This is a genomic window from Actinomycetospora chiangmaiensis DSM 45062 (assembly GCF_000379625.1).
Classification (GTDB): Bacteria; Actinomycetota; Actinomycetes; order Mycobacteriales; family Pseudonocardiaceae; genus Actinomycetospora; species Actinomycetospora chiangmaiensis.
Genome location: NZ_KB903240.1, coordinates 144,389 through 160,308 on the forward strand (window position 1 = coordinate 144,389; position 15,920 = coordinate 160,308).

The 15,920-nt window shown below is 73.8% G+C and carries 14 protein-coding genes; 3 read left to right on the forward strand and 11 right to left on the reverse strand.

The genetic code is table 11. The features are described 5' to 3' along the window. Position 1 precedes the first annotated feature (1 nt). A complete protein-coding gene (locus A3CO_RS0117750) occupies positions 2-1,567 on the reverse strand; it encodes an APC family permease (protein ID WP_033414637.1) in 1,566 nt (521 codons plus the stop codon). Further along, on the reverse strand, positions 1,564-3,054 hold the full coding sequence (locus A3CO_RS0117755) for an aldehyde dehydrogenase family protein (protein WP_026204727.1): 1,491 nt from the start codon (positions 3,052-3,054) through the stop codon (positions 1,564-1,566). The genes A3CO_RS0117750 and A3CO_RS0117755 overlap by 4 nt, the downstream gene beginning before the upstream one ends. Before the next feature lie 161 nt (positions 3,055-3,215). On the opposite strand from A3CO_RS0117755, the gene A3CO_RS0117760 reads away from it, so the two are divergent. The 3 genes from A3CO_RS0117760 to A3CO_RS0117770 all read left to right on the forward strand — a co-directional run bounded on the left by A3CO_RS0117760 (position 3,216) and on the right by A3CO_RS0117770 (position 5,614). Continuing rightward, complete coding sequence (locus A3CO_RS0117760; RefSeq protein WP_018333584.1) at positions 3,216-3,788, forward strand: TetR/AcrR family transcriptional regulator; 573 nt, start codon at positions 3,216-3,218, stop codon at positions 3,786-3,788. A gap of 155 nt (positions 3,789-3,943) precedes the next feature. After that, positions 3,944-5,170, forward strand: coding sequence for an FAD-dependent monooxygenase (locus A3CO_RS32945; RefSeq protein ID WP_018333585.1), 1,227 nt, complete (start codon positions 3,944-3,946; stop codon positions 5,168-5,170). 42 nt (positions 5,171-5,212) lie between these two features. After that, complete coding sequence (locus A3CO_RS0117770) at positions 5,213-5,614, forward strand: hypothetical protein (protein ID WP_026204728.1); 402 nt, start codon at positions 5,213-5,215, stop codon at positions 5,612-5,614. On the opposite strand, the gene A3CO_RS0117775 is transcribed toward A3CO_RS0117770, so the two are convergent. From A3CO_RS0117775 to A3CO_RS0117815, 9 genes are all read right to left on the reverse strand, one after another. Then, positions 5,595-6,545, reverse strand: coding sequence for a DMT family transporter (locus tag A3CO_RS0117775; protein WP_018333587.1), 951 nt, complete (start codon positions 6,543-6,545; stop codon positions 5,595-5,597). The two genes, A3CO_RS0117770 and A3CO_RS0117775, sit on opposite strands and share 20 nt — an antisense overlap. After that, positions 6,508-7,023: a class I SAM-dependent methyltransferase gene (locus A3CO_RS0117780; RefSeq protein ID WP_018333588.1), complete on the reverse strand. Its 516-nt coding sequence runs from the start codon at positions 7,021-7,023 to the stop codon at positions 6,508-6,510. The genes A3CO_RS0117775 and A3CO_RS0117780 overlap by 38 nt, the downstream gene beginning before the upstream one ends. Further along, complete coding sequence (egtD, locus tag A3CO_RS0117785; protein WP_018333589.1) at positions 7,023-8,006, reverse strand: L-histidine N(alpha)-methyltransferase; 984 nt, start codon at positions 8,004-8,006, stop codon at positions 7,023-7,025. The genes A3CO_RS0117780 and egtD overlap by 1 nt, the downstream gene beginning before the upstream one ends. 93 nt (positions 8,007-8,099) lie before the next feature. After that, positions 8,100-8,858 (reverse strand): ergothioneine biosynthesis protein EgtC, encoded by a 759-nt coding sequence (egtC, locus tag A3CO_RS0117790; protein WP_026204730.1) that lies wholly within the window; start codon positions 8,856-8,858, stop codon positions 8,100-8,102. Positions 8,859-8,863: 5 nt separating this feature from the next. After that, positions 8,864-10,198, reverse strand: coding sequence for an ergothioneine biosynthesis protein EgtB (gene egtB / locus A3CO_RS0117795; RefSeq protein WP_018333591.1), 1,335 nt, complete (start codon positions 10,196-10,198; stop codon positions 8,864-8,866). Then, positions 10,195-11,571 carry an ergothioneine biosynthesis glutamate--cysteine ligase EgtA gene (gene egtA, locus A3CO_RS32950; protein ID WP_018333592.1) on the reverse strand — a complete coding sequence of 459 codons (1,377 nt, stop codon included), beginning with the start codon at positions 11,569-11,571 and terminating at the stop codon, positions 10,195-10,197. Before egtA ends, egtB begins: the two co-directional genes overlap by 4 nt. Positions 11,572-11,734: 163 nt before the next feature. Next, positions 11,735-13,582: an ABC transporter ATP-binding protein gene (locus A3CO_RS0117805; protein ID WP_425393418.1), complete on the reverse strand. Its 1,848-nt coding sequence runs from the start codon at positions 13,580-13,582 to the stop codon at positions 11,735-11,737. 260 nt (positions 13,583-13,842) lie between these two features. Further along, entirely contained in the window at positions 13,843-14,055 is a 213-nt protein-coding gene (locus tag A3CO_RS0117810; protein ID WP_026204731.1) for a helix-turn-helix domain-containing protein, read from the reverse strand. A 194-nt stretch (positions 14,056-14,249) separates the two neighbouring features. Next, positions 14,250-15,872: an ABC-F family ATP-binding cassette domain-containing protein gene (locus tag A3CO_RS0117815; RefSeq protein ID WP_018333595.1), complete on the reverse strand. Its 1,623-nt coding sequence runs from the start codon at positions 15,870-15,872 to the stop codon at positions 14,250-14,252. Positions 15,873-15,920: the final 48 nt, after the last annotated feature.

The window sequence follows — 15,920 nt, forward strand, 5'->3', positions numbered from 1 at the left end:
ATCAGGCCTCCCCGACGACGGGCGTGGTGGACTCCGGGGCGCTCTCGCGTGCGTGCGCGGCGACGACCCCGGTCTTGTGGCGCTGCACGAACCAGTAGTAGGCGAAGGGGACGCCGAGGATGATCGCCGGCAGCAGGACCCCGCCCCACTGCAGGTACCAGTGGAACGGCTCGGTCGCGTTGTAGATCTCGTTGCGCGGCCAGGCGAGGTTCACCGTCATGGCGATGCCCCAGAGGACGGCCAGGAGGTTGACCGGGAGGCCCCAGCGTCCGAGCGAGAAGCCGTCGGGATGCGGCTGCCAGGTCCCGCGCAGCCGCGAGATGAGCATCGGCACCGTCACCAGCAGGTAGGCCAGGTAGATCACGATGATCGCGATGGAGGTGACCACGGTGTAGATCTGCGGGCTGAGCGTGATCAGGAGCAGCACGATCGCGACGACGCCGACCGCGACGGCGGCGACCACCGGCGTCCCGAACCGCGGGCTGATGCGGCAGAGGGTCTCCCCCGCCGGGAGGTTGTTGTCGCGCGACATCGCGAAGGCGAGCCGTACCGCCGCCGCGTGCACGGCGAGTGTGCACACCCCGACCGCGACCGCCACGGCGACCAGGATGACCGTGCCGAGCTCGGAGCCGAGGACGTTGAGCACGAGCGTCTGCAGGCCGCCGATCTGGCCCAGGCTCGGGTCGCCGAGGTCGGGGGCCGCCATCAGCGCGAAGAGGATGACGAGGCCGCCGAGCACGAACGACCAGAACACCGCGCGCAGGATCGCCTTCGGGGCGTTGCGCCGCGGGTCGTGCGACTCCTCCGCCAGCGACGACGCCGTGTCGAACCCGTACGGCACGTACAACGAGGCGAGCGCCGCGACCATGAACGCCCCGAGGTACCCGAAGGGCCGCCCGTCGACGGTCGCGTGCTCCGTCGAGAACACGATCTGCGGACCACGGACGGCGTGGACGAGCAGCGCGACGATGAGCACCACCGCGGCGATGATCTCGGTGAAGACGCCGGTCGAGTTGATCCGGGCCATGAGCGTCGTGCCGAAGGCGTTGATCAGCGTCGTCAGGACGATCAGCACCGTCGCCAGGATGACGCCGTTCACCGCCTGCGCCTCGGTGTCCGTCCCGCCCGCGTCGGGCACGATCTGGAACCCGCTCCACAGCGAGGGCAGCGTGGCCTGCAGCGCGAGCGCCACGGCCGACACCGACACCACGGACGCTGCGAGCATCGCCCACCCGGCCAGCCACGCCGTGTGCGGGCTGGCGAGCCGCTTGGTCCAGTTGTAGATGGACCCGGCCACCGGGTAGCGGGCCGCGAGCTCGCAGAAGCACAGCGCGACCAGCGTCTGCCCGGCGAAGGCCATCGGCCACGTCCACCAGTACGCGGCACCCCCCTCCGCGTAGCCGAGGTAGAACAGCTGGAACACCCCGGTGAGGATCGAGATGTAGCTGATCCCGGCCGCGAAGGTGTGGAAGCTGCCGAGCGAGCGCACGAGGCTCGGCCGGTAACCGAACTCGTCGATGTCCGCGCTGTCGGTGCTGTCGGTGTTCCGGTCGTTGGTCGTGCTCATGAGCCGCTCCCGGTGCTGGAGGAGGGGAACCACCCGGTCGGCGCCGGCCGGGTGTTGGTCCAGATGTGCTTGGCCTCCTGGTACTCGGCGAGGCCGGCGCGCCCGAGCTCGCGTCCGACGCCGGAGTGGCCGAAGCCGCCCCACTCGGCGGCGGGCACGTACGGGCCGAAGTCGTTGATCCACACGGTGCCGTGCCGCAGCCGCGCTGCGACCTCCTCGCACGTCCCGGTGTCGGCCGAGAACACCGCGCCGGCGAGGCCGTACTCGGTGTCGTTGGCGATGCGGACGGCGTCCTCGAGGTCGGTGAAGGTCTCCACGGTGAGCACCGGCCCGAACGACTCGTCGTGCACCACGGACATGTCCTGGGTGCAGCGGTCAAGGATCGTGGGCGGGTAGTAGAAGCCGTCGGCGAGGTGGTCGTCGGTCGGGCGCTCACCACCGCACCGCAGCACCGCGCCCTCGGCGACGCCGCGCGCCACGTAGGCCTCGACCTTCTCCCGGTGCGCGGCCGAGATCAGCGGGCCGGTCTCGGTGCCCGGGTCGTCCGGGCCCCCGAGGACGATGCGCTGCGCGCGCTCGACGAGGTCGTCGACGATCCGGTCGTGCGCGGACTCCTCGACGACGAGTCGGGCGCCCGCGGAGCACACCTGGCCGGAATGCAGGAAGATCCCGGTGAGGATGTTGTCGACGGCGGTGTCGTGGTCGGCGTCGGCGAAGCAGACGAACGGGTTCTTGCCGCCCAGCTCCAGCGCCACCTTCTTCACGGTCGCGGCGGCGTTCGCCATGATCGTGCGCCCGGTCGCGAGGCCGCCGGTGAAGCTGACCATGTCGATGCGCGGGTCGGTCGAGAGCGGGGCGCCCGCGGTGGCGCCGGCCCCGAGGACCAGGTTGGCCACGCCGTCGGGGAGACCGGCCTCCGCGAGCAGCTCCATGAGGATGATGCAGGTGTGCGGGGTGAGCTCGCTCGGCTTGAGGACGAACGTGCACCCGGCCCCGATCGCCGGCGCGACCTTCCACGCGGTCTGCAGCAGCGGGTAGTTCCAGGGCGTGATCAGCCCGCACACGCCGACGGGCTCGTACACGACCTTGCTGCGCGCGTTCGGCACCCCGGTCTCGACGAGTCGGCCGTCGCCGGTGGCGGCCAGGTGGCCGAACCAGCGGAAGCAGTTCGTGATGTCGTCCATGTCGATCTCGGACTCGACCAGGCGCTTGCCGGTGTCCAGCGTCTCCGCCCGGGCGAGCCGGTCGCGGTCGCGCTGCAGCAGGTCCGCGACCCGCAGGAGCAGGGCGCCGCGCTCGGCCGGGGGCACGGTCGACCAGCGCCCGTCGTCGAAGGCGGTCCGGGCCGCGGCGACGGCGCGCTCGGTGTCCTTCGCGGTCGCCTCGCTGACCTCGCCCACGAGCCGCCCGTCCGCCGGGCACCGGATCTCGCGGACCCCGCCCTCCAGGGCGTCGGTCCACGTGCCGTCGATGTAGAGCTGGCCCACCGGGGCTGCCTCCTCGGTCTGCACGCGGTCCCGCGTGCGGTCCCTCGCCGTTCCCGACGACGGGTGCCCCGGGTCGGGCCGACGCGGGCCGTGTGGGCACCCGGTGAAAAAGAATTCGTACAGGTGTACACCGAGTGCGGACAGGTGTCCATAATGACCACGTGAACAGCCCGGGCGTCCGTCGCAGCCGCACGAGCGACCCGGACCGGCGGGAACGCATCGCCCGGGCGGCCATGAGCGTGATCTCCCGCAGTGGCGTCGACGGGCTCACCCACCGGGCGGTGGCGGCCGAGGCCGAGGTCCCCCTCGGCTCGACCACGTACCACTTCGCCACCCTTGACGACCTGCTCGCGGTCGCCCTGGAGCGCGCGGCGGACGACAACATCCGCCTCGTCCGCACGTGGGCGAGCAGCCTGCCGGTCGACGCCGACCTGGCGCACGCGTTGGCCGACCTCGTCGTCGAGCACCTCGCCGACCAGCGCCCCCACACCGTCGTCGAGTACGACCTCTACATCGCCGCGCTGCACCGGCCGCGGCTGCGCGCCCTCAGCAACGCGTGGGACGAGGCGTTGATCGACATCTTCAGCGCGAGGACCGACGCCGTCACCGGCCGCGTGCTGGCGGCGATGTTCTGCGGGCTGCTCATGCAGGGCGCGATCGCCGACCCGCCCCTCTCCGTGGAGCAGTTCCGGGGCATGTTCCGGCGGGTCATCGACGGTCCCGGGGGCGCCTGACACTGCCGCCTGACGCTGGCGTTGGACATCTGTACGCACAACGCGTACATTCGTCCATACCGGCCGGCGGGTGCCACTCCCCCCGTGGCGCCCACCGGCCGGCCCCCACGCGCCGACCGGGATTGCGACACCGTCGGCCCGGGGATGCGTGGCCCGTGGGGCGCAGCGCGGTGGTCGTCGGGGGCGGGATCGGTGGCCTCGCGGCCGCGCGCGGGCTCGTCCTCGCGGGCTGGGACGTCGAGGTCCTCGAGCGGCTGGACGACCGGGCCCCGGACGGCACGGACCGCGACAGCACCGGCGACAGCCCTGACGGCACCGGCGACAGCCCTGACGGCACCGGCGACAGCCCTGACGGCACCGGCGACAGCCCTGACGGCTCCGACCGGTCCGCGAGCCGGCTCGGCGGCGGGATCTCGATCTGGCCGAACGCGCTGCGCGCCCTCGACGTGCTCGGGCTCGGGGACGCGGTCCGCGCCGAGGGGCTGGTGCAGGCCGCGGGCGGGATCCGCGAGCGGCGGGGCCGCTGGATCGTGCGCAGCGACAACCGACGCATGATCGCCCGCCACGGCGACGGCATCACGGTGCTCCCCCGGGCCCGGCTGCTGGCGATCCTGCGCGACGCGCTCCCACCCGCCGTCGTGCGGACGGGCTCGGCGGTGGAGCACCCGGCGCGGATCGAGGCCGACCTCGTCGTCGGCGCGGACGGCATCGGCTCCGTGGTCCGTCGGCTGGTCGCACCGGACGCACGGCCGCGTGGCACCGGCACGGTGGCCTGGCGACTCGCGGCGCACGTCCCGGACCCGCCGGACGAGGGCGGCGAGACCTGGGGCGACGGGTGCTACGCCGGCGTGGCGCCGCTACGCGACGGGCGCGTCAACCTGTGGGCCGTCGTCCGGGACGACGAGCCCGCCGCGACGGATCTCGACGCCCTCCGACGCCGCTTCGCCGGCTTCCACGACCCGATCCCCGCGCTGCTCGCCGCCGCCGACCCCGCGTCCGCGCACGTCACCGAGCTCGCCTGGCTGCCGCCGCTGCGGACGTTCGTGCGCGGCCGCCACGTCCTGGTCGGCGACGCCGCCCATGCCATGACCCCCAATCTCGGCCAGGGCGGCTGCCTCGCCCTCGAGGACGCCGCCGTGCTCTCCCGCTGCGCCGACGACCTCCCGCGCTACGACCGCCTCCGCCGGCCGCGGACCGCGCGTCTCACCCGACGCGCCCGGCTCGCCGGCCTCGTCGCGGGGCTGTCGGGCGCCGTCCCGACGGCGGGTCGCGACGTCCTGGGGCGGCTGGTGCCGGATGCGCTGACCGTCGGGGCACTCGACGGCGTCCTCGGCTGGACCCCACCGGACGTGTCGGCCACGCGGTGGACCGCCGCCGGGTAGCACCGCATAGGCTGCCGCCCTCACCGAGGAGGGCATGGGTCGATGGCGATGGACGCGGCACGCACGCGGTGGTGCCGGGCGGCGGGAGCGCTGCTGGGGGCGTCGGTGGTTCTCGTCGGGGCGGGCGCCTGCTCGTCGGATCCGCCCCCACCCGCGCGGCAGTACACGGTCCAGTTCTCGGTCTCCGGGACCTCGGGCGGGAACGTCTTCGGGCGCTACGTGACCGTGGGCCAGCTGGGCAGCACGGAGGAGACGACGTTCGCGGGCGTGCCGTTCTCCGAGCGGCTGACCGTGCCCTATCCCCCGGCCCCCGCGCTGCAGGCGAGCGCCGTCGGCGTGCCCCCCGGATCCCGTCTGTCCTGCCAGATCACGGTCGACGGACAGACGGTCGCGGCGCAGACCGTGTCCGTGCCCGGGCAGGACGTCATCTGCCGGGCAGGCTGAGGCCCGCCTCCGCCGCCACCACCGGTCGTCGGGAACGCTCCCGCAGGCCGAGCGCGGTGACCGAGGCCGCGACGACGACGAGACCCACCATCTGGGTCGCGGTGAGCGTGCCGCCGAGCAGCGTGACGCCGAGGACGGTCGCGGTGAGCGGGAAGGCGAGTTCGGCGAGCGTCGCGCGGGCCGCCGGGGTGCGGCGCAGGCCCGGGTAGTAGAGGGCGAGCCCGAGCAGTCCGGGGACCAGCGCGAGCGCCACCAGGGGCGGGAGCTGGGCCGTGGTGACCGCGACCGGTCCGCCGCCGACCAGGAGCACGAGGAGCGCCGCGGGCAGGCCGATCGCGAACCGCAGCACCGTGATCTCCCACGGCGTCGCGTCCGACGCCGCACCTACGAAGCGACCCAACACCGTGCCTGCGGCCCAGAGCACCGCGGCCGCGGCGGCGAGCAGCGCTGCGACGACCGCCTGCACGTGGACCGCGAACGGGTCGGCGAACGCCAGCAGCCAGGCCCCCACCAGCGCGGGGACCGCGTAGGCCCAGTAGCCGCGGCGCAGTCGCTCCCCCAGCAGCCAGGCGGCCCCGAGCGCGGCGACGAGCGGCTGGATCTTCTGTAGGACCAGCGGCGTGATCGGGTCGCCGAGGGTGAGGGCCTCGGTGAAGAGCACGGTGGCGAGCGCGGACGATCCCGCCCCGATGACCGCCATCGCGAACCGGGCGCGCACCGGCATCGTCCGGAACGCCCGCCAGGCCCGCGGCAGCCAGGGGACGAGCACCACGACGATGATCAGGTGTTCCCAGAACACGATGCTCGCGGCGGGCAGGGCGTCGGCCAGCGGTGCGCGGAGCAGGGCGTCCGTGCCCCAGAGCGCCGCGCCGAGCGCGACCAGCCAGCTCAGGTCACCCGAGCCGCGCCACCAGGTGCGCCTCACCGTCACCCTCCTCGTCGACGAGCACGTCGAGGTGGCCGAAGGCCGCCCGCAGTTCCCCGGGGGCGGCGCGGAAGCGGCCGCCGGTGTCGCCGACCGTCGACAGCACCGTGAGCACCAACAGTCCGCGGGGCGCCAGCAGTCCCGCCAGGGTGGGGTAGAGCAGCGGGTCACGGAACCGCTGCTGGACGACGACGTCGTAGGCGCCGGTGACCGGCAGGCCGTCGTCGAGGTCCGCCTCGATCCAGCGCACCGACACGCCCTCGGCGGCCGCGAGCTCCCGGCCGAGCGCGAGCCCGGCCGGGGCGGCGTCCACCGCGTCCACGTCGAGGCCGCGGGCGGCGAGCCACACCGCGACCGTGCCGCGACCGCATGCGACGTCCAGCGCCCGACCGGTCGTCGGGACGAGGTCCTCGCGGCCGACGAGCACCGACGGCGGGCCGGGGCGCCCGACCGTCGAGGCCGCGAAGCGGTCGTTCCAGTCCACTACCGGCGGCGGGCCAACGTCAGCCCGAACCGCTCGGCCGGGTCGGGCAGCCAGCCGACCGCGTCGAAGCCGGCCGCGTCGAGCTCGGCGGCGATCCCCGCGCGCGTGAACTTCGTGGAGATCTCGGTGCGCATCTCCTCCCCCGCCGCGAACTCGACGGTCAGGTCGAGCGCCGGGACGCGCACGGTCATCGCGCGACGGGCCCGCACCCGCATCTCGATCCGGCTCGACTGCGGCACCCAGGCGGCCACGTAGTCGAAGCCGTCGAGGTCGAAGTCGGCGCCGAGCACGCGGTTGAGCACCGTGAGGGCGTTGAGCTCGAAGGCGGCGGTGACCCCGGCGCGGTCGTCGTACGCGGCGACGAGCGTCGCCTCGTCCTTGACGAGGTCGGTCCCGACGAGGAAGTGCTCGCCGGAGGACAGCGTCTCCGACAGCGCGGTGAGGAAGTCGCGGCGGTCCTCGGGCTCGAAGTTGCCGATCGTGCCGCCGAGCAGCACGACGAGCCGCCGACCCACGGCGGGGATGCTGCGGAGGTCCGCGATGAAGTCGCCGACGACACCGTGCACGTCGAGGTCGGGGTAGCCCTCGATCAGGCCGGGCACCGCGTCCTCGAGGGCCGCCGCGGAGACGTCGACGGGGACGTAGTGGCGCAGCCGGCCGGTCCGCGACATGGCGTCGAGGAGCAGCCGGCTCTTCGTGGACGAGCCGGAGCCGAGCTCGACGAAGGTGTCGGCCCCGGCGATCCGGGTGATCTCGTCGGCGTGCAGCGCGAGGGCCTCGCGCTCGGCGACGAACGGATAGTACTCGGGCTGCGCGGTGATCTGCTCGAACAGCTCCGACCCGCGCGCGTCGTAGAGCCACTGCGGGCGCAGGACCTTGGGCGTCGAGGTCAGTCCACGCCGCGCGTCGGCGCGCAGCGCGGCGTCGGCGTCCGCCTCGGTGAGGTGGACGTCGACGGTGGGGAGAGTGCCATGCGTGCTCACGGCGGGAGTTCACGTCCGATCGGTCGCGGCCCACCTCGTGGTGAGGAGGGCCTGGTTCACGGCGTCGGGAATCAGGGCGAACGTGCAGGTGGGCTACAGGGCCGCGACCTCGACGGTGGTGGCGTCACGGGTCACGAGGAGGTGCAGGTCGTCGACCGCGGTCCAGTCCTGCTCGTCGAGCGGCTCGGAGGCCACGGTCACGCCGTCGGCATCGGAGCGCCAGGACAGGGCGTGGTCCACCGCGGTGGCGACCAGCGTCGGTGCCCCGCTCACGGACGGCGTCAGGAGCATCAGGTTGAGCCGGGAGCCGGGGGCCGCGGCGAGCGTGCGGGTGACGACGTCGGCGACGGCGTCGGCCGGGTCCTTGCCGGCGTCGAGCCGACGCTTGACCAGGGCCCAGAGCACCGCCGAGTCGGTCGGTGCCTCGAGGGTCATCAGCGTCTCGGTGTCGAGCTCGGCGGCGAGGTCGCGCAGCGAGCCGGGCCAGCCGCGGACGACGCCGTTGTGGCTGAAGATGCGGGTCCCGTCGCGGAACGGGGCGCAGGCGCCGGTGGACACCGGCATGCCGACGGTCGCCGAGCGCACCGCCGCGACGAAGGCCGTCGAGGACACGGCCCCGGCGAGGTCGAGGAACGAGGCGTCGGTCCACATGGGGACCGGCTGGCGGTAGGAGTGCGCGGTGTCGGGCCGGTCGGAGTACCAGCCGACCCCGAAGCCGTCGGCGTTCACCGTGCCGCCGCCGCGCATGTCCGCGGGGGCATAGGACTGCACGAGCAGCGAGTGCGAGGGCTCGGTCACCCGCGAGGCGAGGGTGACCGGCCGCGGGCCCACGTGGCCCAGATGTCGGCACATCGCGCTCAGGCGTCCCGGGCGAGGCGGAAGCCCGAGAAGATCTGGCGGCGGATCGGCAGGTCCCAGTTGCGGAACGTGGAGCGGGCGTTGATCGAGCCGACGCCGAAGGACGAGCCGCGCAGCATCCGGAAGTCCCCGCCGAAGAACACCTCGGAGTACTCCTTGTACGGGAACGGGGCGAACCCCGGGTACCCCTCGAACCCGGAGTCCAGCCACTCCCAGACGTCGCCGATCAACTGGTGCACCCCGAGCGGCGAGGCACCCTGCGGGTAGGCCCCCACCGGGGCGGGCTGCAGGTGGCGCTGGTCGAGGTTGGCGCGCTCGGGCGTCGGGTCCTCGTCGCCCCACGGGAACCGCCGGGTCTTCCCCGTCGCCGGGTCGAACCGGGCGGCGTACTCCCACTCGACCTCGGTCGGCAGCCGCTTCCCGGCCCACCGCGCATAGGCGTCGGCCTCGTGGAAGCAGACGTGCAGCACCGGCTGGTCGGCCACGTCGGCGATCGCCTGCCGCTGCCCGAAGCTCGTCCGGTGCCAGGCACCGTCGACCGTCTCCCACGTCATCGGGGCGGACCAGCCCTCGGCGGTGATCTGCTCCCAGCCGGCGTCGGACCACAGCTCGCGGCGGGTGTAGCCGCCGTCGTCGACGAACCGCGCGTACTCGCCGTTGGTCACCGGCACGGCGCCGAGGAAGAACGGCTCGACGTCCACCGCGTGCGCGGGCCGCTCGTTGTCGAGGGCGTAGACGTCGGCGCCGGTCGCGTCGACCCCCATGGTGAAGCGGCCGCCGGGGTGGAACACGTCGGTGCCGACGAGCTCGTCGGCCCGGTCGGAGGCGGGCGGCGGCGGGGCGTGCAGCGCCGCCGGACCGACCCGCAGCTGGTGGGTGGCCAGCATCGTCTCGACGTGCTGCTGCTCGTGCTGGGCGATCATCCCGTAGACGAAGCCGTCCTCGAGCAGGGGGCGCCCGTCGGGTCCGGCGGCGTCGAGGATCTCGAGCGTCCGCTCCCGCACCGTCTGCCCGTAGGCACGGGCCTCGACGGGGTCGAGCAGCGGCAGCTGCGGGCGACCGGCCCGGGGGTTGGTGAACGCGTCGTAGAGGTGGTCGATGTCCTCCCGGACCCCGGGGGTGACGGTGTCCCCCGGGGTCGCGCGGCGGACCAGCCAGAAGTCCTCCATGTTCGCGATGTGCGCGACGTCCCAGTGCAGCGGGGACATCAGCGGCGAGTGCTGCCGGGTCAGCTCGACGTCGTCGACGGCGTCGGTCAGCGCCTGCGTGCGGCGCCGGGCGGTGGCGAGCTCGTCGGCGAGGCGGGTGCGCAGGGTCTCGGGGTAGCGGGTCATGCGGGATCGCCTCCGGGGAGGGCCGATTCGTCCGGGTCACGCGGGTACGGGTAGGGGTTCTCGACGGCGGGTCCGAGCTCGCCCTCGCCGGGCTCGACGGTCGGGTCGTCGGCCGGGCAGCGGCCACGCAGCGTCCGGCGCTCGGCCACGTCGGCGACGAGGGCGGCCAGCCCGGCGTCGGTCTCCCCCAGGCTCGCGACCGCGAGCTCGACGAGGCGGGCGGCGGCGCGGCGCAGCGCGTCGTCCTCCAGCCCGTGCCGGGCCGCGGCGACCCACCGGCGCGTGACCGGGGCGACGGCCTCGCGGGCGCGGTCGAGGGTGGTCGGGTCGGCGAGCAGGCCCGTCATGAGGGCCAGCGGGACCGCCCACTCCTCGCCCGGCTGCTGGTCGACGTAGCGGACCTCGACGTGTCCGTGCGGCCGGACCGGCGGGAACAGCGTCGTCAGGTGGTAGTCCAGGTCGTCCCACGTGGGGGCGACGTCGAGGCCACCGCGACCGTCGATCCAGTCACCGAAGGTGACCGCCGGCGGCGCGTTCCAGTGCCCGTGGCGGCGGACGCACAGCAGCTGCGTGGCGAGGGCGCGCTCGGCCCACTCGACGGCCGGGTCGTCCCCGAGGTCCGTCGGCGGCCGCGTGCGGTCGGGGTCGAGCGAGAGCCACGCCGCCATCCGCGAGGACTTCCACCCGGTCCGCCGGCCGTGCGCGGCGGGCGAGTTGGCGAACATCCCGACGAGCGTGGGGCCGATCTCGTGCAGCAGCTGCCAGCGGGCGGCGACCTGCGCCCCCTCGCCGGCGTCCAGGCAGAGCTGGACGGCCGCGGTGGAGCACATCATCGTCCGCCCGTGCGGGCCGACGCGGTCGAACGCCGCCTCCATCGCCGCGTAGCGCGGCACGCGGAGGATCCGGCGCGGGGGCCGCAGCGGGTCGGCCGCGCGGTCGACGAGGGTGAGGCCCTCGGTGGCGAGGCGCTCGCGGATGGCGGCGGCGTCCGTCCGGACCGCTGCGACCAGCGCCGACAGGGAGTCCAGGGGCGGGGTGGCGATCTCGACCTGTCCACCCGGCTCGACGGTGACGGTGCTCCCGGCGGGGAGCGGTTCCGGAGCCCGGGGGGCCAGGGGCGCGGGGGGCGCGCCGGTGACGGTGGGGACGGAGGTGCGCAGCGTGCTCGGCGCGTGGGGTCCGAGGACCCGGAGCAGCTGGGCGGGATCGATCTCGTCGGCGGGGCGCCACGCGGAGCGGATCAGCCACTCCAGTTCGGCGCCCAGCAGTCGCGGTGGCCCGTGCTTGAAGCACACGGACGCGACGTAGGCGGCGGCAGCGGCACGGTCGGGAACCGGTGCAGCCGGGTCCAGCTCGATCGCGGGGGCGGCCATCGGGGTCTCACTCTCCCCTCGGTGCACGTGGGTCGGTCACCTCGTGCCCCACGCGTCCCGTGAGGCACGGCGAACGACGCTACACGCGGGCACCGGCCGGTGCAGGGGTTCGCTCGCCGGTGTCCGGCGTATCACGCACCCCCGACAACGTCACCCTCGGTGATCAGGCGGCGCCGGCGAACTGCGTGTGGTGGAGGTCCGCGTAGCGCCCCGCGCGCGCCAGCAGGACGTCGTGCGAGCCCTGCTCGACGACCCGGCCGTCCTCGACGACGGCGATCGTGTCGGCGCTGCGGATGGTCGAGAGCCGGTGCGCGATGACGATGGCGGTGCGTCCGACCAGCGCCTCCGTCAGCGCCTCCTGCACCGCCACCTCCGACTCGGAGTCCAGGTGCGCGGTCGCCTCGTCGAGGATGACCACACGCGGCGCCGCGAGGAGCAGGCGCGCGATGGTGAGCCGCTGGCGCTCCCCGCCGGACAGTCGGTAGCCGCGCTCGCCGACCACGGTCTGCAACCCGTCGGGCAGGTCGGCCAGCAGTGCACCGAGCCGGGCGCGGTGCAGCGCCGTGACGAGTTCGGCGTCCGTGGCCTCCGGCTTCGCGTAGCGGAGGTTCCCCGCGATGGAGTCGTGGAAGAGGTGGCCGTCCTGGGTGACGACGCCGATCGCCCCGCGCAGGTCGGCGAAGCTCGCGTCGCGGATGTCGGTCCACGCCCCGGGGCGGCCCACCTCGACCGCCCCCGAGTCCACGTCGTAGAGCCGTGGCACCAGCGAGGCGATCGTGGACTTGCCCGCCCCGGAGGGCCCGACGAGCGCCAGCATCTGTCCCGGCGCCACCTCGAGGTCGACACCGTGGAGCACCTCGTGGTTCTCGGTGTGCTCCAGCGTCGCGACCTCCTCCAGGCTGGCGAGCGAGATCGTCGAGGCGTCGGGGTAGGTGAAGCGCACGTCGCGCAGGCGGACCCCGAGCGGCGTCGTGGGCAGCGGGGTCGGGTCCGGGCGCTCGGTGAGCGTCGGCTCGAGGTCGAGCACCTCGAACACCCGCTCGAAGCTGACCAGCGCGCTCATGACGTCGACACGGGCGTTGGCGAGCTGGGTCAGCGGCCCGTAGAGGCGGGTGAGCAGCAGCGCGAGGCTGACGACGGTGCCGGCCTCGATCCGCCCGGTGAAGGCGAGCCAGCCGCCGACGCCGTAGACCATGGCCTGGGCCAGCGCGCTCACGAGGGTCAGGCTCGTCATGAAGACGCGGTTGGCCATCGCGGTGCGCACGCCGATGTTCCGGACCCGGTCGGCCCGGTCCCCGAACTCCGCGGCCTCGGCCGTCGGCCGCCCGAAGAGCTTGACCAGCGTGGCGCCGCCCGCGGAGAACCGCTCGGTCATCTGCCCGGTCATCGCGGCGTTGAGGTCGGCCGACTCGCGCTGCAGCGCGGCGATCGTCCGGCCCATCCGACGGGCGGGGAGGATGAAGATGGGGAGCAGGACGAGCGCGAGCAGCGTGATCTGCCAGGCCAACGTGATCATCACGGCGATCGTCAGCACCAGCTGGATCACGTTCGTGACCAGGCCGGACAGGGTCGAGGTGAAGGCCCGCTGCGCCCCGATGACGTCGTTGTTGAGGCGGCTCACCAGCGACCCGGTGCGGGTGCGGGTGAAGAAGGCGGCCGGCATCCCCTGCACATGCCCGAACACGGCGCGGCGCAGGTCGTAGATCAGGCCCTCGCCGATACGGGAACTCATCCAGCGCTCGGCCAGCCCGAGCAGGGCGTCGGCGACCGCGAGCCCGGCGATGGCCCCCGCGATCCAGATGACCGTGGAGAGCCCGGTGCGGTTGACGATCGCGTCCACCACGCGGCCGGCCAGCACCGGCACCCCGACCGCGATCACGGCCGAGACCGTGGTCAGCGCGAGGAACGCGTACAGCATCCGGTGGTGCCCCGCGGCGAAGCGCCAGATGCGCAGCAGGGTGCCCTTCGGCACCGATCGCGGCAGCTTCTCGCTCCGCGACATCGACATCATCAACATCCAGGCGTTCTCCACGCCGTTCTCCCCACCTCGCTCGGACCTGGCTCCGAGCGTGCGACCTCGAGGAAGGTCGAGGTCAAGCGGACGTCCGGTCGGCCGCGGCGGGTGGTGGTCCGCCGGTCCGGCTCCCGATTATCCGCCGGGGGGCGTGACGATGCGCGAGCACCACGCGGTGTTCGCTGAGAGCGGTATGCGCCGCGGACCCGACCCGCCCGCTGCTGGACGGACCCGGGAGAACCCGCGACGACTCGTCGTCAGGACGTCTTCTTGGTGCGGGTCGCGCCGCCGCGACCCCGCAGGGTGACCCCGGACTCGGAGAGCACCCGGTGCACGAAGCCGTAGGACCGGCCCGTGGACTCGGCGAGCGAGCGGATGCTCGCCCCCTTCTCGTACTTCTTCTTGAGGTCGGTCGCGAGCTTGTCCCGCTGGTCACCCGTGATGCGGGCGCCCTTCTTCAGGTCGGCCATGTTCATCCACCCCTCTCCCGGACGGTGCCCGGTCGACCCATGATGATCGCCGGAGGCGGTGTGCGCCACGGCACAATCCACATGATCGGTGAGCGGTTGGGCCGATCGGAGCGAGATCACCTCCGGGCGGACCAACGAGCATCGTCGCTGCTCAGCAAGGCTGTTCGACGATCAACTGCCTCGCGGGGCCGTGATCACGCCAGCTCGACGAGCTCCAGGTGCTCGGCGTTGAAGTGGTCCTCGGTGCCGTCGGGGAGCAGGATGACCCGTTCCGGCTCGAGCGCCTCGACGGCGCCGGGGTCGTGCGTCACGAGCACCACGGCGCCCTCGTAGTGGCGCAGCGCGTCCAGCACCTTCTCCCGGGAGGCCGGGTCGAGGTTGTTCGTCGGCTCGTCGAGGAGCAGGACGTTGGCCGCGCTGGAGACCAGCCCGGCGAGCGCCAGCCGGGTCCGCTCGCCGCCCGACAGGGTGCCGGCGGGCTGGTCGAGCTGCTCCCCGGTGAACTGGAAGGCGCCGAGGAGCGTGCGGAGTTGCTGCTCGGGGGTGTCGGGCGCCGCGGAGCGGGCGTTCTGCCAGACGGAGCGGTCCATGTCGAGCGTGTCGTGCTCCTGGGCGAAGTAGCCCCGGCGCAGCCCGTGCCCGGGCGTGACGCCTCCGGTGTCCGGCGTCTCGACGCCCGCCATGATGCGCAGCAACGTGGTCTTCCCGGCGCCGTTGAGCCCGAGGATCACCACCCGCGACCCCCGGTCGACCGCGAGGTCGACGCCGGTGAACACCTCGAGCGACCCGTAGCTCTTGGACAGGCCCGAGGCCGTGAGCGGGGTGCGCCCGCAGGCCTGGGGGGTGGGGAACCGGATCGCGGCGACCCGGTCGGCCACCCGCTCCTCGTCGAGGTTCGCGAGCAGCGCGTCGGCGCGGCGCTGCATCTGCTTCGCCGCGACGGCCTTGGTGGCCTTCGCGCCCATCTTCGCGGCCTGGGCCGACAGTGCCGACGCCTTCTTCTCGGCGTTGGCGCGCTCCCGCCGGCGCCGCGCCTCGTCGTCGGCGCGGGCCTGCAGGTAGTTCTTCCAGTTCATGTTGTAGACGTCGAGCTCGCCGCGGGTCGCGTCGAGGAACCACACCTTGTTCACGACGTCCGCGAGGAGGTCGGTGTCGTGGCTGATCACCACGACCCCGCCGTCGTAGGCGCGCAGGAAGGTGCGCAGCCAGCCGATGGAGTCGGCGTCGAGGTGGTTGGTGGGCTCGTCGAGCAGCAGCGTGGTGCCCGCGTTCCCGCCGTCGCCGGACGCGGCGAAGAGGATCCGGGCGAGCTCCACGCGGCGCCGCTGGCCGCCGGAGAGGGTCTCCAGGGGCTGCGCGAGCACGCGGTCGGGCAGGCCGAGGTTCGAGCAGATACGGCCGGCCTCGCTCTCGGCGGCGTACCCGCCGAGGTCGGCGAAGCGCTCCTCGAGGCGGCCGAACCGGGCGATCGCCCGGTCGCGCTCGGCGTCGTCGGCCAGCTCGGCCATCGCCGTTTGGGCCTTCTCCATGTCGCGGAGGATCTGGTCGAGCCCGCGGGCGGAGAGCACCCGGTCCCGCGCGAGCACCGACAGGTCGCCCTCCCGGGGGTCCTGCGGCAGGTAGCCGACCGGACCGGTGGAGCGGATCGTGCCGCCGTACGGCTCCGACTCCCCGGCGATGGCCCGCAGCGACGTCGTCTTCCCGGCACCGTTGCGACCGACGAAGGCGATGCGGTCGCCCGGCTGCACGCGCAGGGTCACCCCGCCGAGCAGGACGCGGGAGCCGGCACGCAGCTCGAGGTCGGTCGCGGTGATCACAGGGGTCCAGTGTAGGCGAGGCGTTGCGCCCGATCCGGCCGCCCGTGA